Annotated in this window: 18 protein-coding genes; 8 read left to right on the top strand and 10 right to left on the bottom strand. The window is 69.2% G+C overall.

The genetic code is table 11. The features are described from left to right. A partial coding sequence (locus tag K8V84_RS13925; RefSeq protein WP_304074779.1) for a DUF4239 domain-containing protein occupies positions 1–761 on the bottom strand: 761 nt, incomplete at its 3' end. Positions 762–966: 205 nt separating this feature from the next. Here K8V84_RS13925 and K8V84_RS13920 point away from each other — a divergent pair. Further along, positions 967–1,509, top strand: a complete 543-nt coding sequence (locus tag K8V84_RS13920; RefSeq protein ID WP_304074778.1) for a hypothetical protein — start codon at positions 967–969, stop codon at positions 1,507–1,509. A 91-nt stretch (positions 1,510–1,600) separates the two neighbouring features. Here the strand turns inward: K8V84_RS13920 and K8V84_RS13915 are convergent, their stop codons facing one another. Together K8V84_RS13915 and K8V84_RS13910 are read right to left on the bottom strand one after the other, a co-directional pair. After that, positions 1,601–3,409, bottom strand: coding sequence for a phosphoenolpyruvate carboxykinase (GTP) (locus K8V84_RS13915; protein ID WP_304074782.1), 1,809 nt, complete (start codon positions 3,407–3,409; stop codon positions 1,601–1,603). A 358-nt stretch (positions 3,410–3,767) separates the two neighbouring features. After that, entirely contained in the window at positions 3,768–4,670 is a 903-nt protein-coding gene (locus K8V84_RS13910; protein WP_304074776.1) for a universal stress protein, read from the bottom strand. 232 nt (positions 4,671–4,902) lie between these two features. Here K8V84_RS13910 and K8V84_RS13905 point away from each other — a divergent pair, with 232 nt between their 5' ends. Beyond that, positions 4,903–5,631, top strand: coding sequence for a DUF998 domain-containing protein (locus K8V84_RS13905; RefSeq protein WP_304074774.1), 729 nt, complete (start codon positions 4,903–4,905; stop codon positions 5,629–5,631). Between the two features lie 7 nt (positions 5,632–5,638). On the opposite strand, the gene K8V84_RS13900 is transcribed toward K8V84_RS13905, so the two are convergent. From K8V84_RS13900 to coaA, 3 genes are all read right to left on the bottom strand, one after another. After that, complete coding sequence (locus K8V84_RS13900) at positions 5,639–7,303, bottom strand: hypothetical protein (RefSeq protein WP_304074772.1); 1,665 nt, start codon at positions 7,301–7,303, stop codon at positions 5,639–5,641. Positions 7,304–7,422: 119 nt separating this feature from the next. Beyond that, complete coding sequence (locus tag K8V84_RS13895) at positions 7,423–9,582, bottom strand: ATP-binding domain-containing protein (RefSeq protein ID WP_304074770.1); 2,160 nt, start codon at positions 9,580–9,582, stop codon at positions 7,423–7,425. 198 nt (positions 9,583–9,780) lie between these two features. Continuing rightward, positions 9,781–10,686 (bottom strand): type I pantothenate kinase, encoded by a 906-nt coding sequence (coaA, locus tag K8V84_RS13890; protein ID WP_304074781.1) that lies wholly within the window; start codon positions 10,684–10,686, stop codon positions 9,781–9,783. 333 nt (positions 10,687–11,019) lie between these two features. Between coaA and glmS the strand changes: the two genes are divergently transcribed. Continuing rightward, entirely contained in the window at positions 11,020–12,873 is a 1,854-nt protein-coding gene (gene glmS, locus K8V84_RS13885) for a glutamine--fructose-6-phosphate transaminase (isomerizing) (RefSeq protein WP_304074768.1), read from the top strand. A 76-nt stretch (positions 12,874–12,949) separates the two neighbouring features. Here the strand turns inward: glmS and K8V84_RS13880 are convergent, their stop codons facing one another. After that, entirely contained in the window at positions 12,950–13,309 is a 360-nt protein-coding gene (locus tag K8V84_RS13880; protein WP_304074766.1) for an STAS domain-containing protein, read from the bottom strand. 176 nt (positions 13,310–13,485) lie between these two features. Further along, positions 13,486–14,016 carry an ATP-binding protein gene (locus K8V84_RS13875; RefSeq protein ID WP_304074765.1) on the bottom strand — a complete coding sequence of 177 codons (531 nt, stop codon included), beginning with the start codon at positions 14,014–14,016 and terminating at the stop codon, positions 13,486–13,488. Between the two features lie 287 nt (positions 14,017–14,303). On the opposite strand from K8V84_RS13875, the gene K8V84_RS13870 reads away from it, so the two are divergent. Together K8V84_RS13870 and K8V84_RS13865 are read left to right on the top strand one after the other, a co-directional pair. Continuing rightward, on the top strand, positions 14,304–15,230 hold the full coding sequence (locus K8V84_RS13870; protein ID WP_304074763.1) for a helix-turn-helix transcriptional regulator: 927 nt from the start codon (positions 14,304–14,306) through the stop codon (positions 15,228–15,230). 389 nt (positions 15,231–15,619) lie between these two features. Then, positions 15,620–15,853 (top strand): DUF397 domain-containing protein, encoded by a 234-nt coding sequence (locus tag K8V84_RS13865; protein ID WP_304074761.1) that lies wholly within the window; start codon positions 15,620–15,622, stop codon positions 15,851–15,853. Positions 15,854–16,143: 290 nt separating this feature from the next. Here the strand turns inward: K8V84_RS13865 and K8V84_RS13860 are convergent, their stop codons facing one another. Continuing rightward, complete coding sequence (locus tag K8V84_RS13860) at positions 16,144–17,487, bottom strand: lysine 2,3-aminomutase (RefSeq protein ID WP_304074780.1); 1,344 nt, start codon at positions 17,485–17,487, stop codon at positions 16,144–16,146. A gap of 326 nt (positions 17,488–17,813) precedes the next feature. Between K8V84_RS13860 and plsX the strand changes: the two genes are divergently transcribed. After that, positions 17,814–18,887, top strand: coding sequence for a phosphate acyltransferase PlsX (plsX, locus tag K8V84_RS13855; protein WP_304074759.1), 1,074 nt, complete (start codon positions 17,814–17,816; stop codon positions 18,885–18,887). A 7-nt stretch (positions 18,888–18,894) separates the two neighbouring features. On the opposite strand, the gene K8V84_RS13850 is transcribed toward plsX, so the two are convergent. Next, positions 18,895–19,335: a protein-tyrosine phosphatase family protein gene (locus K8V84_RS13850; protein ID WP_304074757.1), complete on the bottom strand. Its 441-nt coding sequence runs from the start codon at positions 19,333–19,335 to the stop codon at positions 18,895–18,897. A 110-nt stretch (positions 19,336–19,445) separates the two neighbouring features. On the opposite strand from K8V84_RS13850, the gene argS reads away from it, so the two are divergent. Next, positions 19,446–21,191, top strand: a complete 1,746-nt coding sequence (argS, locus tag K8V84_RS13845; RefSeq protein ID WP_304074755.1) for an arginine--tRNA ligase — start codon at positions 19,446–19,448, stop codon at positions 21,189–21,191. Positions 21,192–21,479: 288 nt separating this feature from the next. Continuing rightward, positions 21,480–22,082 carry a YceI family protein gene (locus tag K8V84_RS13840; RefSeq protein ID WP_304074753.1) on the top strand — a complete coding sequence of 201 codons (603 nt, stop codon included), beginning with the start codon at positions 21,480–21,482 and terminating at the stop codon, positions 22,080–22,082. The last annotated feature ends 9 nt before the right edge of the window (positions 22,083–22,091 follow it).

Below are 22,091 nucleotides of genomic sequence, written 5' to 3'. Positions count from 1 at the left end.
GCCGTCGAGTCGACACGTTCGAACGCGACCAGTGCCGCCGACAACCCCTCTGCGTCGGCCCTCAACGCCGACGCGTACGGGTCACCGATGTAGAAGAGCAGCGCGATGGTGGCGAACACGAACAGCAGGTTGACGGTGGCCCACAGGTAGGCCACCCGGGCACCGCGCTTGATCATCGCGAACGGCATCACCGCGACCACCGCACCGGACGCCGCGGTCAACACCAGCAACAGCGTCGGAATACCGTCCCCCGCGGCGTCCGACCGGGCCACACGCGCGTCGCTGAGATTGCCGAGTTCCTGACGCGCGGTCAACCGGTCGAGCCCGTCACCGGAGTCGGACGCCGAGAGCGTGCGCACCGACGTGGTCAGTTCGGCCATGGCCTCGTCCCCCTCCGCGCTGAGTTCCCCCTCGGTCACCATGCGCGGCCAATCGTCCTCCACCACGGTCGTCAGGTAGGCGCGCAGGTTCTCGCGCACCACGGCGGCCTCGTCCTCGGGCAGGGCGGTGGTGCTCCAGTACAGGGATCGCGCCGCGCCGGCCTCGGCGACGACACCGTCCTCCGCGGTGGTGAAGTTCTCCCAGGCGATCACCGCGCCCATGGCCGCGGCCACGAGGTAGAGGGCGAGCACGCAGGGAGCGATGGTGGCGCCCAGGGCGCCGCCGGAGAACTCGTCGTCGACCTGGAGGCGTCGGGAGATCAGTACGGCGCCGGCGACCATGACGAGTAGAAGCGCGGCGAGCAGCAGCAGGGTGGACAATCGGGGCTCCCAGCAGGAGAAAGGGGTATCGACGGGTCATCGTTAACACGTCCGGGCCGCCCCCAACGCCGGAACGGATGAACGCCCGCATTTGTCCCCGCCCCGACCGCCGGGACCTCAGACCTTGGCCCCCCGACCTACCGGTTGGTACGTTCTCAGCTCCACACTCCGCCTCTCTCCGGCGCCCTCGGAAGGACCCCCACCCGTGCCCACCCTCCTCTCCGCCCGCGGACCCTGGTCCCGGCTCACCGCGTTCGCCGCCGTGACCACCGCCTCGGTCCTCCTCGCCCCCTCCGCCGCGGTCGCCGAGGACGATCGGGCACAGAGCTCCTCCGTGGAGGTCATCATCACCGACGATGGCTTCTACGAGGTCGGGGAGGACGTGGAGAGCCTGGAGGCCTTCCTGGACGAGAACCCCGAATACGCCGACGCCGTGGAGAACCCCGACGGGGTCGGTACCTTGGCCACCGACTCGGCCGCCCTCACCCACGGGACCCTCTCCATCCGGACCACCGACTGCACCACCGCGAGGGTGAGCTACTCCAAGGCCTCGGGAGGCCGGATCACCGTGGAGCTGCGCGTCGGCCAGATCGGTCGCCTTGAGCGCAAGGGCGGACCCCGGGTGATCTCCACGGACCGGTCCGCCTCCTTCACCACCGGTATCGCCTCGATCGGCAACGTCCAGGGGCGGATGCACGTCTCGGAGCAGGACACGACGTTCCGCACCGGCTACGTCTCCTGCCGCTGACCCACGACGAAGGGGCGCGGACACCGTCGTGCCCACGCCCCTCGACGTCGGCCGGCCCCTGGTGCGGAAGGAGAGGGGACGACCTGGACGGCTACTTGTCCAGTCGGTTCACCAGCGCGTGGTACTCGTCCCAGAGCTCGTTCGGGAGGTTGTCACCGAAGGTCTTGAAGAACTCGGGGACCAGCGCGGCCTCCTGCTTCCAGACGTCGGTGTCGACGTCGAGGACGAACTTCATGTCCTCGTCGGACATGTCCAGGCCCTCGGTGTCGATGCCGTCGACGGTCGGCACGTGACCGATCGGGGTCTCCACGGCCTCGGCGTCGCCCTCGAGGCGCTCGACGATCCACTTGATGACGCGGCTGTTCTCACCGAAGCCCGGCCAGACGATCTTGCCGTCGGCGTTCTTCTTGAACCAGTTGACGTAGAAGATCTTCGGCAGCTTGGCCTGGTCGGCGCCGGCACCGATCTTCAGCCAGTGGGCGAAGTAGTCGCCCATGTTGTAGCCGCAGAACGGCAGCATCGCGAACGGGTCGCGGCGCAGTTCGCCGACGGAGCCCTCCTGGGCGGCGGTCTTCTCGGAGGAGACGTTGGCACCGAGGTAGACACCGTGCTGCCAGCTCAGGGACTCGCTCACCAGCGGCACCGCGGTGGCGCGGCGACCACCGAACAGGATGGCCGAGATCGGCACACCCGCGGGGTCCTCCCACTCGTCGGCGATCGTCGGGGCCTGCCCGGCCGGGGTGGTGAAGCGGGAGTTGGGGTGGGCGGCGGGCTCACCGGACCCGGGGGTCCAGGGGCGGCCCTTCCAGTCGGTCAGGCCGGCCGGGGGCTCCTCGGTGAGGCCCTCCCACCACACGTCGCCGTCCTCGGTGAGGGCGACGTTGGTGAAGATGCTGTTGCCCCACAGCGTCTCGACCGCGTTGGCGTTGGTCTTGACGCCGGTACCGGGCGCGACGCCGAAGAAGCCGGCCTCGGGGTTGATGGCGCGCAGCCGCCCGTCGGCGCCGAAACGCATCCAGGCGATGTCGTCGCCGACGGTCTCGACCTTCCAGCCGGGGATGGTCGGCTGGAGCATGGCGAGGTTGGTCTTGCCGCAGGCGCTCGGGAAGGCGGCGGCCACGTAGTGGGACTCGCCCTGCGGCGGGGTCACCTTGAGGATCAGCATGTGCTCGGCGAGCCAGCCCTCGTCACGGGCCATGACCGAGGCGATGCGCAGCGCGTAGCACTTCTTGCCGAGCAGGGCGTTGCCGCCGTAGCCGGAGCCGTAGGACCAGATCTCGCGGGTCTCGGGGAAGTGCGAGATGTACTTGGTGGTGTTGCAGGGCCAGGCGACGTCCTGCTGCCCGGGCTCCAACGGGGCACCGACGGAGTGGATGGCCTTGACGAACTCTCCGCGCTCCTCGATGAGGCGCAGGGCGGCGGCGCCCATGCGGGCCATGATGCGCATGGAGACGACGACGTAGGGGGAGTCGGTGATCTCGACACCGAGCTGGGAGATGTCACCGCCGAGGGGACCCATGCAGAAGGGCACCACGTACATGGTGCGGCCGCGCATGGCGCCCTTGAAGACCTCGCCGAAGGTGGCGCGCATCTCGTCCGGGGCGATCCAGTTGTTGGTGGGGCCCGCGTCCTCTTCGCGCTCGGAGCAGATGAAGGTGCGGTCCTCTACTCGGGCGACGTCGCTCGGGTCGGACTTGCAGTGGAAGCTGTTGGGCCGTTTCTTCGGGTCGAGGCGGGTGAACGTGCCCTGTTCGACCAGCAGGTCGGTGAGTCGGGTCCACTCCTCCTCGGAGCCGTCACACCACACGACCTCGTCCGGCCGGGTCAGCTCCGCGACGTCACGAACCCAGGAGATGAGTTCTTCGTTGTCGGTCAGGGCGGTGCCCACGTCAATACCCACGTCAGCAGTCACAACGGCTCCTCTTCGAATGACGAGATCTCTCGAATGATGAACGACGAGGGGCAAGACTGACCAATTGGTCTAGGCCAGTGGTCTAATAACGAGAGCATGGAATATCGACTTCCGCTGCGAGACAAGGGATTCGGGCACTCGACCACGGTGCGCCCGCGCACGTCCGACGGGCTCGCCCCGGCACGGTTCGGGGCCGCTTTTCCCTGCGTTACGGGCCGGTGCCGCATCCACAACGACACACGGTGCTGTTCGTCACACGAGGATCGAAGACCGTCGGGGCGTGCGGACCGAACACCGTCGAAGGCGCTGGAGAGCACCGTCTAGACCACTGCCGGGCCTTCGCAGATCAACGCAGTATGGCCACCGGGCCCCGGGCGCCGTGCAGGACCGAGTGGCTCACCGAGCCCAGCAGCAGGCCGCGGAAACCGCCGCGACCGCGAGATCCCACCACGATCAGGTCGGCGGGTGTGGCCTCCTCCAGAAGGGCGACCACCGGGTGCGCGCGGACCACCCGCGTGTGCACCCGGACGGTGGACCGCGCCGGCCGCAGGTCCATCAGTTCCTCGTCCAGGGCCTGCCTGGCGGCCTCCGCGGCCGTGGCGTCGTCGAACAGTTCCGGCGGGATGGGACCGGTCGCGGCGGCGAACGCCACCAACGGCTGCCAGGCGCTGACCGCCACCAGGTCGGTGTCGGCGAACTCCGCCTGGTCGAAGGCGAACTCCAACGCCCGACGGCTCGGCTCGGAGCCGTCCACCCCCACGATGACCCGGCTGCGCACCCCGTGCGCGGCGGCGTGGTCCCGGGGCAGCACTATGACCGGCACCGGTGAGCGGGCGGCCAGCTCGATGCCCACCGACCCCACGAACGCCGCGGCGATCCCGCTCAGTCCGCGCGACCCCACCACGACCGCCGCCACCCCGGGTTGGTGGGACTCCGTGATCAGGGCCTGGGCGGGCCGGTCGTACGACATCCGGGTGCGCACGGACAGTTCTGGGAACAGTCGCGACACCCAGTCCTGGGCGTGGTCGAGCAGGGACCGCGCCCCCGAGCCCTCGGCCGCTTCGGCCTGTTCCTCGACGCTCGACCACACGTCGAAACCGTCCGTGGCCAGCGGGCGCGCGGCGGCGACGATCAACACGCCCAGGCCACGGAGCATGGCCTGATACGCCGACCATTCCAACGCGTGCCTGCTGGAGTCGCTGCCGTCCACCCCCACGACGATCCATCGTGTCGTGGTAGCGCCGTTCATCTGCGTGCGCCCTTTCCGTAGGTATCGGCGGTCATGGGATCTTCGCCTCCGCCGATGTTCCCGTGCTCTTCCCGATGATGCCGCGTGAACACGCACCGGCGGATAACGGTGCCGCCGCGAGTTGGGTGACGTAAGGTCCCAGGACGACCAGTGTCCCCGCAGGAACGGAACGCGCGGACGTCAGGTCGCGTCCGAGAGACATAGGCGAGTTCATCGGCGGATGGGGAACGCGATGTCCCACTCGAACACCGGACACCTGCACTGGGACCACCGTGACGGCCGTGTGGCCGCGGTGGTGGCCGCCGTGGTCTACAGCATGTGGGCACTGGAGGTCGTCTTCCCTGTCGGGCTCGGCTCCGACACCGGCGCGTTGGCCGACCCCGCCTCCACCTTCGGCCGGATGTTGGAAAGCGCCCATCGGACCGCCGCGATCCTGGTCGTGCTCGCCGCCGGCCTCGGACTGGCGCTGGGCGCCGAGCGACCTCGGCGCCTGCTGACGATCTCGTGGTGGTCCATGATCGTGTTCGGCGTCGCTTCCCTGGCCTCGTCCCTGTCGCCCGGGCGGTGCGTGGTGTCCACCGACGCGGCGTGCGCGGTGGAGTCGGTGATGGAGGGGGTGGACGGCGTGAGCGTCGTCCAGCCGCCGCTGGCCGTGGTCGCGACCCTCGCGGCGTTGGTGGCCTCGGCCGCGCTCACCAGGGACCGGCACCTGGCGGGCGAACGCTCCTGGCTGGTGTTGGCACTGATCACCGCCGCGCAGGCGGTGTCCGCCGTGGTCGTCCTGGTGCTCGCCGCCGGACTGTACCTCTCCGCCGGGGACGGCTCCCCGGGGGTCGCGTTGGGGCTGGCCGAACGCCTCCACCTGGTGACGGTCGCCCTGTGGCTGCTGGCCGTGGGGTTGGTGCCCGGTCATTGGAAGCGGCGTCGCGGCCGGCTCCGCGCGCCCGAGCGGCTGAGCTGACCCACCGTCACACCACCCGCCCGACGCCCTCCGCGGCCTCGGGGGCGTCGGGGGCCTCGGGGGTTTCGAGGCCGCTCTCCCGGCCGACGACGAATCCCAGCCACTCTGTGTAGGCCTCCAGCGCCGCCCGGGTGCCGGGGGCGTCGGTTCCCAGGTTCTCCACACACCGCCGGTACAGTTCACCCAGATCGGACAGGGCGGTGGCCTCGTCCTCCTCCAGGGTGACGAGCAGCGCCCGGAACATGATGGTCAGCCCGTGGTCGGGCCCCAACGCCGAGCGGAACTCTTCGAACAGGCCGGTGAGCATGCGCCACTCGACCGCCTCCGACAGATCTCCCTCGGTGGCCAGCCGGAGTCGGACCAGCAGGGTGTTGGGATGGGTGGGGCCCAAGATCCGCTCCCACTCGCCGCGCAGTTCCCCGTAGACGTCGAGAGCGGCCGGGTCGCCCCGTCCTTCCAGAACGTGTGCCCGCGCGAACAGGGTCGTGTGGTGGCGCAGTCCGTACCGACGACGTAGCAGCGGCAGCAGCGCCTCGGCCTCGATGAGCGCCTCCTCCAGTTCACCGGTGGTGACCATGGAGGCCGCCAGCAGAAACCAGGCGTCCAGTACGTCCTTGTGGTCCTCCCCCAGCACCCGCCGCAGGTCCGGGAGGGTCTGTGCCAGCTCGGACCTGGTCAGGTCGGTTTCGCCCAACAGGAACAACAGGCGGGCGCGGCCGAACCGGGTCAGCAGGGTGATGCGGTGGTCCGACGGCAGGGAAGCGGTCAGGTCCGGCAGAAGCTCCTCGTAGTCGTGTTCGGCCCGCAACAGGTCCCCGGCCTCGACCCGGTGGTGGGCGAGCATCCGTCGGGTGTTGAGGACCTCCCTGTCCCGGAGCGGCTTCGTCGTCAGCCGGGCACGGAGCAGGTCGGCGCAGGCCCGCGCGGCGCCGGCCGGATCACCGGCCTCCGCGTGCAGCCGCGTCGATTGGAGGAGGGCCGCGAGGGTGTCCGGGTGGGAGAGCCCTTGGACGCGTTCTCGGGCGGCGACCTGGTCGGCGCAGACCCGTGCCGCCCTCGCCCGGTCGCCGGCGGCGGAGTACCAGCGCACCAGTTCCCCGCGGCTCTCCAGCACGTCGGCGTGGTTGGGGCCCAGGGCGAGGCGCTGTCGGTCCAGCAGTTCGGCGTAGGCGAGCGCGGCCTTTTCCGGTGGTCCGGTCTTCCCGGTCCACCAGGCCTGCCGTTCCCGGGCGGCGAGGGAGTCCGGGTCGTCGACGCCACGGGCCTGTTCGAGCAGGGCCACGAGGCGACCGTAGCCGTCGGCCGCCAGGTCGACGAGGTCGGATTCTCCCCACAGCCGGGCTATCTCGGCCTGCAGGGCGAGCATGTGGGGATGCAGGGGGCCGACGCTCACGGACAGTTCTCCCCACAGCCCGCTGAGGTCGACGGCGGCCCCCACCGGATCACCCTGCCGTTCCAGGCACAGCGCGGCGTGGACCCGAACGGACAATGTGTCGGGATGGTCGGCGCCCAGCCGCCCGGTGAGTTCCCGGTGCAGTTCGCGCAGGTCCTCGTCGGCGCGTTCCGGTTCGTCGGTCCCGGCCCGTTCCAACGCCCGTCGCAGTCGTCGGTCCAGGGCCGGGTCCCCCGTCCCCTCCGGGTACCTGAGATCGTCGAGGACGACTCCCCGCATCGTTGCTCCCCCTTCGCACGTCTCCTCGCCCCTGTCGGACGTGGAAAGTGGCGCCGAGGTTTCGCCCGGGCCGGCCATTTCCGGCCGAAGGTCCCTTCGGGGCCGTCCCCGTGCCCGAGTCAGGCGAGTTCGGGTGGCAGGGCGCGACCGTGGACCACGTGCAGTGAACTCACCGCTCGGGTCAAGGCCACGTACAGACGGTTGGCGCCCCGTTCCTCGGCCTCGACGATGGCGGCGGGCTCGACCACCACCACGGCGTCGAACTCCAGACCCTTGGCCAGGCTCGCCGGGACCGCGATCAGCCGTGCGTCGTCCAGACCGACCTCGCCCAACAAGGGCGCCTCCACCCCTTCGGCCGCCAGGGCCGAGCGCAGTCGGGCGATCTGGTGGTCGGCGGCGATCAACCCCACCGATCCCTCGCCCTTGAGCGCGGTACGACAGGCCTCCCCCACGACGGGGGCAAGGTCTCCCACGGCGGGGGTGAGCCGCAGCGCACCCGGGGACCGGCGCACCGCGGACGGAGCCCCCAGCCCCGGGGCGATGGTGGGCAGCAGCCGGGCGGCGAAGTCGATGATCTGCGCGGGCACCCGGTAGCCGCGGTCCAGCACGTGCAGGTGGCCGGTGGGTTTGCCCAGGTGTTCCAGGAGCGTCGACCAGTTCCGCGCGGCCGAAGGGCTCGTGCCCTGGGCGATGTCACCGAGGACCGTGAGCGAACCGGAACCGCTGCGTCGTGCGATCGCCCGGCACTGCATCGGGCTCAGGTCCTGGGCCTCGTCCACGACGACGTGTCCCATCCCGGAAGGACGTTCGATCAGCGCCGCAGCCTCGTCCACCAGGGCCAGGTCCTCTTCCGACCACTTCGCGGACTTGGGACCGCGCGGGTCGCCCGGCAGCGACAGCAGAGCCTGTTCCTCGGCGGTGAGCAGGCCGTCCGCGGCGCGGGCCAGGCGTTCGGGGTCGGTGAGCAGCCCCAGCACCATCTTCAGCGGGTCGATCTTGGGCCACAGGGCGGTGACCGCCGTACGGATCGCCGGGTCCCGGCGTACCCGTGCGTGCGTGCGGTCGTCGCAGGTCCGGCCCTCGGCCTCCATCTGGGTGAGGATCACGTGCGCCATGCGGTGCGAGAGCAGTTCGCGCCCCGAACCGTAGGCGACCCCGCGTTCGGCCAGTTCGGTGACGAGCGGGCGCACGTCCTCCGGGTACAGCCGCCACCGACGCGAGCCCCCGCGCACCATCACCGTCTCCTCCGGTTCGCGCAGGTTCGACCACAGGTCGCGGCGGAGCACCTCGGCCATGACCACCGAACCCTTGACCCGCGCGGCCTCCGGGGTCTCCACCCGACGGATCCACCCTTGAGCGTGCCTGGCCCGTTCGGGCAGGTCCCGGGTGAGCAGGTCGACGACGGTGGTCTGGTGGACGTCCACCTCGCCGAGGGCGGGCAGGACATCGCGGATGTAGGACAGGAAGGACCGGTTGGGCCCGATGATCGCCACCCCGGTGCGGGACAGCCGTGCGCGCTCGGTGTAGAGCAGGAAGGCGATGCGGTGCAGGCCCACGACGGTCTTGCCGGTGCCGGGCGCGCCCTGGACGCACAGGGTGGTCTCCAACGGCGCGCGGACCAGGTCGTCCTGCTCGGGCTGGATGGTGGCGACGATGTCGCGCATGGGGCCGGTGCGCGGTCGTTCGATCTCCGCGTTGAGGAGCTCACTGGCGGGGGCCGGCGCGTCCGGGTCGGCCAGGAGGTCCTCGTCCTCGAAGGCGGTGAGGAGCGTCCGGGGCTCGCCGTCGTCGTCGAGAGCGGTGGTGAAGCCGTAGCGGCGCCGGGTGCGCACCAGCATCCGGTCGGCGGGCGAGGCCCGGTAGTAGGCGATGCTGATGGGCGCGCGCCAGTCCAGGACCATGGGGCGGCCGTCGGCGTCGTACACGTGGCGGCGGCCGATGCGGATCCGGTCGGGGGCGTCGGCGTCCCGGGGATCGGGTTCGCCCTCCTCGTCCTCCTCCAGGAAGACGGTGCCGTGGTCGAAGTCCAGGCGCCCGAAGTACAGGGGCGCGTCGGGGATGTCGGTCAGCTCCGCGAGTCGGCGCTCACGGCCGCGGCGCAGGGCCGCGTCGGTGACCTTGTCCTTGACCGCGTCACCGAAGAGCAGTTCGGTGGCGTCGACGTGCTCGCGCATGCGGTTCAGTGCGGCGCGGGCCGCGTCGAGGTGGCGGCGTTCGGATTCGAGTTCGGGGTCGGGCCCGGGCTCGGCGGGAGTGGTCGTGGGATCGGTCGCGGTCATGGGCGGACCTCTGGTCGGCGGGACAGGACGCGGCTTCGCGCGTGCGCGCGGTCCCGCCCCGGTCACCGTGAAGGTCCGGTTCGTTCCGATCCATTGAGCGCGCACAGACGACCCCGTGGGGTTGCGAGGCCGAACGATCCAACCTACCCGAACGGGAGGACCCCGCCCTTTTGCGCAGACTTTGACCGGTTTCGTCTTTCAGGTCTTGCGCAGGCGGACCCGACTGACGCGGTGGTCCTCGCCTTTGAACAGCACGAGGGTGGCGCGGCCACGGGTCGGGCGGATGTTCTCCACGAGGTTGACCTCGTTGACGGTGCGCCAGGTGTTGGCCGCGAAATCCACGGCCTCGTCCTCGCCGATGGTGGTGGCCATGTGGTGGAAGTAGGACCGCGGGTCGGAGAAGGCGGTCCGGCGCAGTTCCCGGAACCGGTCCAGGTACCAGTTGCGGACGTTCTCCGCCTTGGCGTCGACGTAGATGGAGTAGTCGAAGAAGTCGGCGACGGCCAAACGCCCGGCGGTCGCGGGCTGCAGGACGTTGATGCCCTCCACGATGAGGATGTCGGGCCGGTGCACCGTCTGGCGTTCGCCGGGCACCACGTCGTAGTGCAGGTGGGAGTACACGGGGATGTCGAGGCGCTCGGCGCCGGCCTTCATCTCCGACACGAACCTGACCAGGGCACGTCGGTCGTAGCTCTCCGGGAACCCTTTGCGCCGCATGAGTCCGCGGGACTGCAGGACGGCGTTGGGGTACAGGAAGTTGTCGGTGCTGACGAGTTCGACATCGGGGTGGTTGGGCCACTGGGCGAGCAGGGATCGCAGGAGCCGCGCGGTGGTGGACTTGCCCACGGCGACGCTTCCGGCGACCCCGATGATGAACGGGGCCGGGCGATCGGACTCGCCGAGGAACGCGCGCACCGCCGCGTGCCGCTGCTGGGTGGCACCGACGTACAGGTTGAGCAACCTGGACAGGGGCAGGTAGATGTCGCGCACCTCCTCGAGGGAGGTGGGGTCGTTGGTCCCGCGAAGCTCGTTGAGGTCGGCTTCGGTCAGGGACAGGGGCGTGGAGGCGCGGAGTGCGGCCCAGGCCGCGCGGTCCAACTCCACGTACGGTGAGGAGAAGCCGTTCTTCGTCACGTGAGACACGGTTGACCACCCTAGAGCAGCCGCTCCGCCGCACCGGGCGGCCGGCCCCCTCATTGGCCGACCTGGTGCGTGATCGTGCCCGAAACCACACGTTCACCACGCCGTCTCCGAAGGTTTTTTGTCCGGATCCGGACGGGGTGGAACCGGTTCCACTCGCGGACCAGACCAGTCCCCCCACCTGCGCGATCCGCCCCGCGTGCACCAAATGGTCTATACCGCGACCTGCGAAAACATCGAGTGGTATGGACCTCTGCCTGGTCGAACCAGCACACCTTTTCACTTACGCTGACGGCCATGTGCGGAATCGTTGGCTACGTCGGGCCGCAACCGGCGCTCGAGGTCGTTGTGAACGGCCTCGCGAGGTTGGAGTACCGCGGATATGACTCCGCGGGTGTCGCCGTGCTGGGCCGAGGCGCCCTGCACACGGACAAGCGGGCCGGCAAGCTCGCCAACCTGCGTCGGGCCCTTGAAGAGCGACCCATCTCCGGAGACGGCGCCGGTATCGGGCACACCCGTTGGGCCACCCATGGTGCCCCCAACGACGTGAACGCCCATCCCCACGTCGACAACGACAACCGGGTCGCGATCGTCCACAACGGCATCATCGAGAACTTCGCCGCCCTCCGGCTGGAGCTGGAGGAGCAGGGCTGCAAGTTCCTGTCCGAGACCGACACCGAGGTCGCCTCCCACCTGCTCAGCACCACGCTGGCGAGCCGGGGCGACGGTGACCTGGCCGGTGCCATGCGCGACGTCTGCAAGCGCCTGGAGGGCGCCTTCACCCTGGTCGCGGTCTCCACCGACGACCCAGACCTGGTCGTCGCGGCCCGCCGCAACTCCCCGCTGGTCGTAGGCCGCGGCGAGGGCGAGAACTTCCTGGCCAGCGACGTGGCGGCCTTCATCGCCCACACCCGCGAGGCCGTGGAACTGGGCCAGGACCAGGTCGTGGAGCTGCGCGCCGACTCCGTGGTCGTCACCGACTACGACGGCGACCCTGTGGAGGTCAACGAGTACCACGTGGACTGGGACGCGTCCGCCGCCGAGAAGGACGGCTACGACTACTTCATGCTCAAGGAGATCGTCGAGCAGCCGCGCGCGGTGGCCGACACCCTCCTGGGCAGGGTGACCGTCGACGGCCAGCTCACCCTGGACGAGATGCGGCTGAGCCCCGCCGAGCTGCGCGGTGTCGAGAAGATCGTCATCATCGCCTGCGGCACCTCCTACCACGCGGGTCTGATCGCCAAGTACGCCGTCGAGCACTGGTGCCGGATCCCCTGCGAGGTGGAGGTCGCCAGCGAGTTCCGCTACCGCGACCCGATCCTGGACCAGCAGACCCTGGTCATCGCCATCTCCCAGTCCGGCGAGAGCATGGACACCCTGATGGCGGTCCGTTACGCCCGCGAGCAGCGCGCCAAGGTCCTGGCGATCTGCAACGTGAACGGGTCCACCATCCCGCGCGAATCCGACGGTGTGCTGTACACGCACGCCGGTCCGGAGGTCGGGGTGGCCGCCACCAAGACCTTCCTCACCCAGCTGGCCGCCTGCTACCTGATCGGGCTCTACCTGGCGCAGGTCCGCGGGATGAAGTTCGGCGACGAGATCAACGCCGTCATCGCCCAACTGGCCACCATGCCCGAGCAGATCGAGAAGGTCCTGGACACGGTCCAGCCGGTCCGTGAGCTGGCCCATTCGCTGGCCGACGCCGACACGGTCCTGTTCCTGGGCCGCCACGTGGGCTATCCCGTGGCGATGGAGGGTGCGCTCAAGCTCAAGGAGCTGGCGTACATGCACGCCGAGGCGTTCGCCGCCGGTGAGCTCAAGCACGGCCCGATCGCGCTGATCGAGGAGGGTCTGCCGGTCGTCGTGGTGGTCCCCTCCCCCAAGGGTCGCAGCGTGCTGCACGACAAGATCGTGTCGAACATCCAGGAGGTGCGCGCCCGTGGCGCCCGCACCATCGTGATCGCGGAGGAGGGCGACGAGTCGGTCCGGCCGTACTCGGACGTGCTCATCGAGATTCCGGCCGTGCCGACCCTGCTGCAGCCGATCGTCTCGACGATCCCGATGCAGGTGTTCGCCTGTGAGCTGGCCCTGGCCAAGGGCAACGACGTGGACCAGCCGCGCAACCTCGCCAAGAGCGTGACCGTGGAGTAGGAGTAGGAACATCCCCGACGGGGCGTGTCGAACGGGGGCCTCCCCCGGGCGGCACGCCCTGTTCTTGACGCACCGCTCAGTGGGACGCCCATGCGGCGTGGGTGGCGCGGGCCGCCAGGGTGTCCGGATGGGTCGGCAGCACGGAGCGCAGTTCGAGTACGTCGAGGATCCGGTGGAGCTGCCGGGGAGCGCTCGCGATCAACAGGTGCCGCCGGCGGCCGGAGGCCAGTCGGGCCGCTCCGATGAGGACGTTGACCCCGGAGGCGTCGATGAAGCCGACTCCGGACAGGTCGACGATCGCGCATGCCTCCAGGACGGCGGTGCTCAGCCGGGAGTAGGCCTCCTCGGCTGTGGCGATGTCGATCTCGCCGTCCAAGCGCACGATGGTCGTGCCATCGCAACGGAAGTGCTCACGGTCGGGGTCCAGTACGGCCACGCCTCACTCCCACGGTTCGGGGTCTGTGGGGTTGTTCGTCTACCGCTGCCGGTCGAATACCGACATGCGTTGACAGCCTACTCGCCCAGAGGAGTCGTCCCCGCTCTCCCGCGGACCCTTCCGCCCTTTTCCGTTCCGGAGCGCGTCCGGGGTGTGTCCGATGATGCCCTTCGAGGTCAGAAGGGGTCCGGTCCGCACTCCGCCCAGACGACCTTTCCGTGTCCGGCGATGGGATTCCATCCCCATTCACGCGCGAAGGCGGCGACGAGGCCGAGGCCACGACCGGATTCGGCGAATTGGTGCGCGGAGACCCGCATCGGCCCCCGCTCTTCGGGGTCGGCGACCATGCAGACCACGGCGTCGACGGAGGGTAGTGGTCGGAGTTGGAGGAGGACACGGGTGTCCTCGGGGACGCGTCCGGAGACGGCGTGGCGACAGGAGTTGCCGACGAGTTCGGAAACGATGAGGCAGAGGTTCTCGGTGACCTCGGCCATCCCCCACTCGTTCAGGCACCTGACGGCGAATCGTCGGGCCGCGCCGACCGAGGTGGGCACCGCGGCGTAGGCGTGCGCCGCCGCACCGAGCCCGAGCGTGCCCTGTCCGATCCTCAGGTCACCGAGCCCGACGTCCCATCGACCCCGCGGTAGTGCCGGGTGGCCCCAGGATGCCCTGGCCTGCAGCTCCGAGGGCATCAGCTCTGCGTTCATCCCTGTCCTCACGGGTGATGTCGGTTCGCGAGTCCGCTTCCGCAGTACCCTGTATGTCGCTTACAGACGTAAGACACAGATGCACGTGCAGATCAACGTTCGGCAACCCTATAGGAAGCTTCCGCCCAATTGGTAGGGGGCCTCACGAAGAATTCACCTTCATCGCCGTTGATTCGTAGAACAGGACGTTGGTCCCACCCCGATTCCACGTCGAGACCTGTCGAGGCGAGAACAGCATCGGTATACTGAGCGGTCGCTCGCGCCAATACCACTCCTAGGGAGGCGAAGTGGTAGCCGATCCCGTCGAGAACCACCAGGCCACACAGGATTTCCTGGCCAATTCCAGTGGTGGGCCCACAGTGCTGCGCATTTTGTTGGGCACCCAGCTCAGACGGTTGCGCCAGGAGAAGAACATTTCCCGGCACGACGCCGGATACGCCATCCGCGCGTCCCACGCCAAGATCAGCCGAATGGAGCTCGGTCAGGTCAGTTTCAAACGTCGCGATGTCGACGACCTGCTGAAACTCTACGGAGTGGACGACCGTGAGCAGCGCGAGGCTCTCCTTGGTCTGATCTCCAGCGCCAACGCCCAGGGATGGTGGCACAAGTACGGTGACGTGCTTCCCCACTGGTTCGGGGTCTACGTCGGCCTGGAGGAGGCCGCGTCGGTGATCCGCACCTTCGAGGTGCAGTTCGTCCCCGGACTGCTGCAGACCGAGGGATACGCTCGCTCCGTCATCCGCCTCTCCCGCACGGCCACCTCCGACGACGACGTGAACAGTCGCGTGAACATGCGCATGCATCGGCAGCGTCGGCTGTCCGACGGGCCCGACGCGGAGATCCCCGCCCCGCGGCTGTGGGCGGTGATCGACGAGGCGGTCCTGCACCGGCCCTACGGCGACTCGAAGGTGATGCGCGAGCAGATCGAGCACCTCATCGAGATGGCTCGGCGACCCAACATCACCATCCAGATCGCCACCTTCGACATGGGCGGTCACCCCGCGGCGGGCGGTCCGTTCAGCATCATGCGCTTCCCCACGCCGCAGCTGCCCGACGTGGTCTACCTGGAACAGCTGAACAGCGCGCTGTACTTCGACAAGTACGACGACACGAGCGGCTACGCCCAGACCATGGACCACCTCGCCACCCAGGCCCCTCTGCCGGCGCAGACCGAGGGCATCCTCGAAGGCTTCCTGGAGCGCTACAGCGACTGACCACCACCCCCCTTTCCGTCCCCCCGTCCCCGTCTCCCCTCCGCCCCGGCCGCCCCGCGTCCGGGGCTTCGTTCTTGCCCGGCGTGTCCTACTTCGGCCACGAGTGAAGAACGATCCGAAAACGGCGAACCATCGGAGCCCGCCACGCGTTAGGCCTGACATGCGGTTCCTCCACCGGGGTTCTCCGCGAAGACTCATGAGTGTTTGCCGATGCAATCACGGATGCACGTGCATGCACTACGCTTTGGCCTCGCAAGGGGACATCAGGACCATCCGGTGGCGCGGCCGACCCGATCGGCGGGACCGTGGCGGCCCTATCCGATGAGAGCGGCGCGCTGGAGCCGCCCGTGGACCACCCGCGAGTCCCCCGAAGTTCCAGGAGGTTGAGGATGTATCCGATCTACAACGGCGTTCCCGCGGACCGGCTACGGGTCGATTGGACCAAGAGCAGCTGGAGCAACCCGGACGGGAACTGTGTAGAGGTCGCCACCCTCCCCGACGGCGACATCGCCGTCCGGAACTCCCGGGATCCCCAGGGTCCCGCCCTCGTCTACACCCCCGAGGAGATCAAGGCCTTCGTCCGAGGCGCCAAGACCGGCGACTTCGACGCCCTCTTGAGCTGACCCTCGGCCCCGCCCCGGGCACCTTTATCCCCCAAGAAGAGCCAGCCCGGGAACGTGTGTACGTCGAGGTCCACGCGGTCCACTCCCGTGCCGCGCGGGCCACCATCCGTCCACGGCGTACACACGAGCGGAGCCCGGCACCAATCCAGGTGTCGGGCTCCGTCTATTCAAAGGCCGTTCGAGTCCGTGGCGTGTGCGGCGGTAAGGGACCGCCGAACCCGCCGGGTCCCGCCCGCCCTAAGGGGTGGGCGGACGGGACCGCACGAACCTCCCGCGTCCGACACCCGGTGTCAGATGCGGGTGGGATCGACCAGACCGTTGGCGCCGACCGGGGCCTGTTCCCACGGCAGGTGGGTGGCGCCCAGGGCGGGCTTGAGGTCGAACAACCAGGCCGCCTTCTCGTCGTACTGGGCGAAGAACGGCTTGCCGACCAGCTCCGGGTCGCGCGCCTGGATGAAGTGGAGGACGAAGACCTTCTCTCCCGCGATCTCCGTCACCCCGTCCACGCACACCTTGCCCGGGGTCGCCGACATGGACGGCCCACGGACCGTCCGGGCCAGGCCCGAGACCTTCTGGTAGGCGCCACGGAAGATGTCGTAGGCCTCGGCCAGCGGTACCGCGAAGTAGTCCTGCGGGCCGGTGTCTCGCTCCACGAACATGTAGTAGGGCACCATGCCGTGCCGCAGGTGCGTCCGCCACATGCTCTCCCAGGTGGCGGAGTCGTCGTTGATCGTGCGGATCAGCGGCGCCTGCGTGCGGATGACGGCGCCGGTCGCGCGGATTCGGCGCACGGCCTCCTGCACGAGCTCCGGACGCATCTCGTTCGGGTGCGAGAAGTGCGCCATGAACGCGAGGTTCTTGCCCGAGGCGACGACCTTCTCGAACAGGCGCAGCGTGTCGTCCGCGTCCGGGTCGGTGGTGAAGCGCTGCGGCCAGTAGGCCAGGGCCTTCGTACCGATCCGGATGGCCTCGAGGTGCTCGATCTCCAGCAGCGGCTCGATGTACCGGGAGATGACCCCCTCGCCCATGATCATCGGGTCGCCACCGGTGAACAGGACGCTGGTGACCTCGGGGTGCGAACGCACGTACTCGACCATCTGGTCGATCTCGCCCGACGCGAACTTCAGGTCGGCGTCACCGACGAACTGCGCCCAGCGGAAGCAGTAGGTGCAGTACGCGTGGCACGTCTGCCCCTGCTTCGGGAAGAAGAGAACCGTCTCCCTGTACTTGTGCTGGATGCCGGGGATGGGCTCCTCGTCGCCCGTGGTGGGCACGTTGAGGTCCATCTGGCCGGCGGGGTGCGGGTTGAGCTTCGCGCGGACCTGGTTGGCGGCCTCGTTGAGCTCCTTGCGCCCGGCACCCGCGCTCAGCAGGTCGGCGATGCGGGCGACGTCCTCTTGCGGGAGCATGTCCGACTGCGGGAAGACCAGTCGGTAGATCGGATCGTCCGGAGCGGCATCCCAGTCGATGAGCTCGTCGACTACGTAGCTGTTGACGCGGAACGGCAGCACGTGGGCCACCGCCTTGACCGCGAGCCGCTCGTCGGTCGAGAGACCGGCTCGTGCCGTGAACTCGTCGAGGTGTTTCGTCGTGTAGGCACGAAACCGACGTCCGGCGGACGGGGACTGTGCCACGTCAGGCGTAACGCTCACGCCTCTCCTCTCCTGCGGTGGGCAGGGCGCCGAGAAGGCAGCCCTGAGCGGGTGGCCTCCGGTATTACGGGTACCGGTGGACCACCTGTGGATGAAAATTCGGTTGTCTCCCGTGCACGGAGTGTTCCGAGCAGGGGAGCCGGCGAGCGGGTATACCCCCGCAAGGGGTTTTGTACCCACCCCGCACGAAATCCAGCCCTGACCTGGACATTCTGGAAGTATCCTCGCATGAGTGTACGAACGCGCCCGTCAAAGGCGTGACGAGGGTGACGCGGTACCATCCCCGGACTGTGAGGAAACAACCGACGATGAGTGGCACACCCGACGCGGAATCCCCCGCTCCGCGAACGTCACCGCCGATCATCGCGGTGGACGCCATGGGTGGCGACAACGCACCCGGAGAGATCGTGCGCGGGGCCGTGACGGCCGTCCGCGAACTGGGCCTTCGGGTGCTGTTGGTGGGCCGACGCACCGAGATCGCGGCGATGCTCGCCGAGGAGGGCGCCCTGCGCGACATCCCGGTCGTGCACGCCGAGGACAGCATCGCGATGGACGAGGGCGCCCTGGCCAGTTGGCGACGGCCCCGTTCCAGCGCCGCCGTCGCCTGCCGGCTCATCCGACGCGGCGACGCCGACGCCCTGGTCTCCGCGGGTTCCACCGGGGGGATCGTGGCCACCTCCACGGTCCGCCTGCGCACCCGACCGGGGGTCCTGCGCCCCGCGCTGGCGGTGACCCTTCCCACCCTGCCCACGCCCACGATCCTGGTGGACGCCGGCGCCAACGCCGACGCCAAGCCGGAGATGCTCGTGCAGTTCGCGCACCTGGGCTGCGCGTACGCGCAGACGGCGTTCGGTGTCGAGAACCCGCGGGTGGGTGTGCTGACCATCGGTTCCGAGCCGGGGAAGGGCAACAAGCTGATCCGCCGCACGGTGGAGCTGTTGGCCGAGGTTCCGGAAATGGACTTCCAGGGCAACGTAGAGGGCCACGACCTGCTCACCGGAAAGGTGGACGTGGTGGTCACCGACGGACACACCGGCAACGTGGCGCTCAAGACCGTCGAGGGGACCGCCGGGTTCACCCTCAACGCCATGAAGGAGGCGATCACCTCCTCCACCATCGCCAAGGCCGGAGCCGTGCTGCAACGAGGAGCCCTGCGCCGACTGCGCGAGCGCTTCGACAGCGAGACCTACGGTGGTGCCGCCCTGCTCGGTCTGAACGGCACGGTGGTGATCGCCCACGGCGACAGCCACCACACGAGCATCGCCCACGCCTGTCGGCTCGCCCACGACCTGGCGGGCGGCCGGATGGAGGAACGGATACGCCGACGGGTGCCCCACCGTTCACCGGTCTGGCTCCACCGGCGCTCCCAGGACGAACGCTGACCCCACCTCACCCCGCGAAGCCGCGGACGTACTCCTCCTGTTCCGTGGTCTCCACTGCGAGCGTCGAGTAGTGCTCGCGCACGTAGCCCACCGCGTCCTCGGCGGGGACACCGTCGAGGGCCGTCAGGCAGGCCAGCGCCGTTCCCGTGCGCCCCCGACCACCGAGACAGGCCAGCTCCACCCGCTGTTCCCCCGAACGCTCCAGCGCCTCCCTCAGGCGTTCCAGGGTGTCCGTGTCGTCCGCGGGCAGTCCGAAGTCCTCCCAGCGCACCCACCGGGCCACCCACTGAACGGTGGGCGGTTCGTGGTCGAGCAGGTACACCGCGAACTCCGGACGCGGGCCGGCCGGCAGCGGTAGGACGAGTCCACGACCGCGCACCAATCGTCCGGAGGGCAGTCGCATGACACCGGGGGAGGCCGGATCCCACAGTTGGTTCCTGTCTCTCATGCCATCGAGCCTAGGCACCGGTTCGGGCTCGGGACAGACCCCGAAAGTCCTGCATGTGGCCTGGGCCATATCAGTAGGGACGGGTGCGGCCGGTCGGTAGGCTTAGGGCTATGGCCGACCCGCAGGAAGTACTCTCGCGACGGGTCCAGTCCGCCCTCGGCGCCGCCTTCGGTCCCGAGTTCGCCGACACCGACCCCGTCATCCGCCCGTCCCAGTTCGCTGACTACCAGGCGAACGCCGCACTCGCGCTCGCCAAGCGTCTGGGCCGAAAGCCCCGCGAGGTCTCCGCGGCGATCATGGAACACCTGGACGTCTCCGACGTCTGCCGTGACGTCGAGGTCAGCGGCCCGGGCTTCATCAACCTCACGCTGCGCGAGGACTGGATCGCCGAGCAGGCGCGCCTGCTCCTGGACGACGACCGCGTCGGCGTGCCCGTGCAGGAGCGGAAGAACATCCCGCTCGACTACTCCGCGCCCAACGTGGCCAAGGAGATGCACGTCGGGCACCTGCGCACCACGGTCGTGGGCGACTCCCTGGCCCGCACCCTGGAGTTCCTGGGTCACAACGTCATCCGGCAGAACCACATCGGCGACTGGGGCACCCCCTTCGGCATGCTCATCGAGCACCTGCTGGAGGTCGGGGAGGACTCCCCCGAGTCCGACCTGCTCACCACCGACCCCAACGCCTTCTACCAGGCGGCCCGCACCAAGTTCGACTCCTCCGGTGAGGGCCACGACGACTTCGCAGCGCGCGCCCGCCGTCGGGTGGTCGCCCTCCAGGGCGGCGACGAGGAGACGCTGCGGCTGTGGCGCAAGCTGGTGGGCCTTTCCAAGGTCTACTTCAACAAGGTCTACGCCCGGCTCGGCGTGACCCTCACCGACGAGGACCTCGCCGGTGAGAGCAGCTACAACGACATGCTCGCCGACGTGTGCGAGGAGCTGGAGTCCAAGGGCATCGCCGAGATCAGCGATGGCGCCCTGTGCGTGTTCCTCGAGGGCTTCACCGGCCGCGAGGACAAGCCGGTGCCGCTGATCATCCGCAAGAGCGACGGCGGCTACGGCTACGCCACCACGGACCTGGCGACCGTCCGCTACCGGGTGGACGACCTCAAGGCCGACCGCGTCCTGTACGTGGTGGGCGCTCCGCAGGCCATGCACTTCAAGATGGTGTGGTCCACCGCCCGCAAGGCCGGGTGGCTGCCGGAGGACGTGGAGACCACGCACGTGCAGATCGGCAACGTGCTGGGCGGCGACGGCAAGATCCTGCGTACCCGCAGCGGTCAGCCGGTCCGACTGATGCAGCTGCTGGACGAGGCGGTCGACCGGGCCGCCGCCGTGGTCGCCGAGACCCGTCCCGACCTGGACGAGGAGAGCCGGGCCGAGATCGCCCGCAAGGTCGGCATCGGCGCGGTGAAGTACGCGGACCTGTCGGTCGCGCACGACACCGAGTACGTGTTCGACTTCGACCGGATGCTGGCGCTGACCGGCAACACCGGCCCCTACCTGCAGTACGCACAGGCCCGGATCCGCTCCATCTTCCGCAAGGGCGAGGTGGACCCGTCCGGGATCGACGGTCGGATCACCGTGTCCGAGGGTGCCGAGCGCGATCTGGCGCTGAAGCTGCTGGGCTTCGGCCCGGTGGTGGAGCAGACCGGTGACCTGCTGCAGCCGCACCGTCTGTCCTCGTACCTGTTCGAGCTGGCGCAGACGCTCACGGCGTTCTACGAGCACTGCCCGGTGCTGACCGCCGAGACCGACGCCGAGCGCGAGTCGCGGCTGGCCCTGGTCGCGGTGGCGCTGCGGGTGCTGGTGCGCGGCCTGGACCTGCTCGGTGTGGAGTCTCCCGAGTACATGTAGGCACGAGTGTGCGAAGGGCCGGGGTGAACGCCCCGGCCCTTTCTCGTTCTCCGACCCGGCCGGTGCCGCGGTGGCCGGAACCGGTCGGGCACCGCCCCTCCCCGACCGTCCGAGAGACCCTCCCAGAGGGTGTGATTTCGCTGGTCACGGTCGCTTTCGAGGACTTCCCGCGCAGGGCGAGTCGAATCTCTCGTCACGACTCGGACCGGAACTCCACGTTGCGGTGGAACGTCACACTTACAGTATGTGGACAAAAGTCCCATATCAGACAATCGGGAGATAACGCCTATGACAGCCGTAGCGGGCTTCGGCCCCGGTCCGGGCACCTGGTACCTGGATCCTCTGCACTCCAGCCTGATCTTCGTCGCCCACTACCTGCGTTTCGGTCGGGTCCAGGGCACCTTCGGCGACGCTCACGGTCAGGTGCACGTGACCGACAACCCCACCCTCTCCTCCATCGAGGTGGAGATCGCCACCGCCAGCGTCAACACCGGGGTGAGGGCCCGAGACGACCACCTGCGCTCGGCCGACTTCCTGGACGTCACGAGCCACCCGAAGCTGCGCTTCACCTCGACCTCCGTGGAGCCCGGCCGTCGGCGGAACTCCTTCCGGGTCCACGGGGACCTGGAGCTGCACGGCCGGTCACGTCCCATCGTCCTGGCCGCGGAATGGGCCGGAGAGGCACCCGACTACGTGTCCCCGAACGACACCTACGGACACTTCTTCTCCGCCACCACCCGGCTGAACCTGTCCGAGTTCGGCGTGGGAGACGGCGGCCCGCTCCCCTGGGGCGGCCGGATGGTCGGCGATTCGGTCGACATCGTCCTGGAGGTCCGCGTCCAGAACCAGGACCCCGCGCCCTTCCTCAAGCAGATCGGGCACACGCCCTGAACCGTCCGG

The sequence above is a fragment of the Nocardiopsis listeri genome (assembly GCF_020741345.1).
Lineage (GTDB): Bacteria > Actinomycetota > Actinomycetes > Streptosporangiales > Streptosporangiaceae > Nocardiopsis > Nocardiopsis listeri_A.
Note: the sequence above shows the minus strand (reverse complement) of the source record. Positions and strands in the feature narration are given on the sequence as shown.

Bases quoted from the DNA above. Each gene is read 5' to 3' on its own strand.
- argS (WP_304074755.1), top strand. From the start codon at position 19,446: ATGGCCGACCCGCAGGAAGTACTCTCGCGACGGGTCCAGTCCGCCCTC.
- K8V84_RS13850 (WP_304074757.1), bottom strand. From the start codon at position 19,335: ATGAGAGACAGGAACCAACTGTGGGATCCGGCCTCCCCCGGTGTCATG.
- K8V84_RS13895 (WP_304074770.1), bottom strand. From the start codon at position 9,582: ATGACCGCGACCGATCCCACGACCACTCCCGCCGAGCCCGGGCCCGAC.
- K8V84_RS13865 (WP_304074761.1), top strand. From the start codon at position 15,620: ATGTATCCGATCTACAACGGCGTTCCCGCGGACCGGCTACGGGTCGAT.
- K8V84_RS13840 (WP_304074753.1), top strand. From the start codon at position 21,480: ATGACAGCCGTAGCGGGCTTCGGCCCCGGTCCGGGCACCTGGTACCTG.
- K8V84_RS13905 (WP_304074774.1), top strand. From the start codon at position 4,903: ATGTCCCACTCGAACACCGGACACCTGCACTGGGACCACCGTGACGGC.
- glmS (WP_304074768.1), top strand. From the start codon at position 11,020: ATGTGCGGAATCGTTGGCTACGTCGGGCCGCAACCGGCGCTCGAGGTC.
- K8V84_RS13875 (WP_304074765.1), bottom strand. From the start codon at position 14,016: ATGAACGCAGAGCTGATGCCCTCGGAGCTGCAGGCCAGGGCATCCTGG.
- plsX (WP_304074759.1), top strand. From the start codon at position 17,814: ATGAGTGGCACACCCGACGCGGAATCCCCCGCTCCGCGAACGTCACCG.
- K8V84_RS13910 (WP_304074776.1), bottom strand. From the start codon at position 4,670: ATGAACGGCGCTACCACGACACGATGGATCGTCGTGGGGGTGGACGGC.
- K8V84_RS13900 (WP_304074772.1), bottom strand. From the start codon at position 7,303: ATGCGGGGAGTCGTCCTCGACGATCTCAGGTACCCGGAGGGGACGGGG.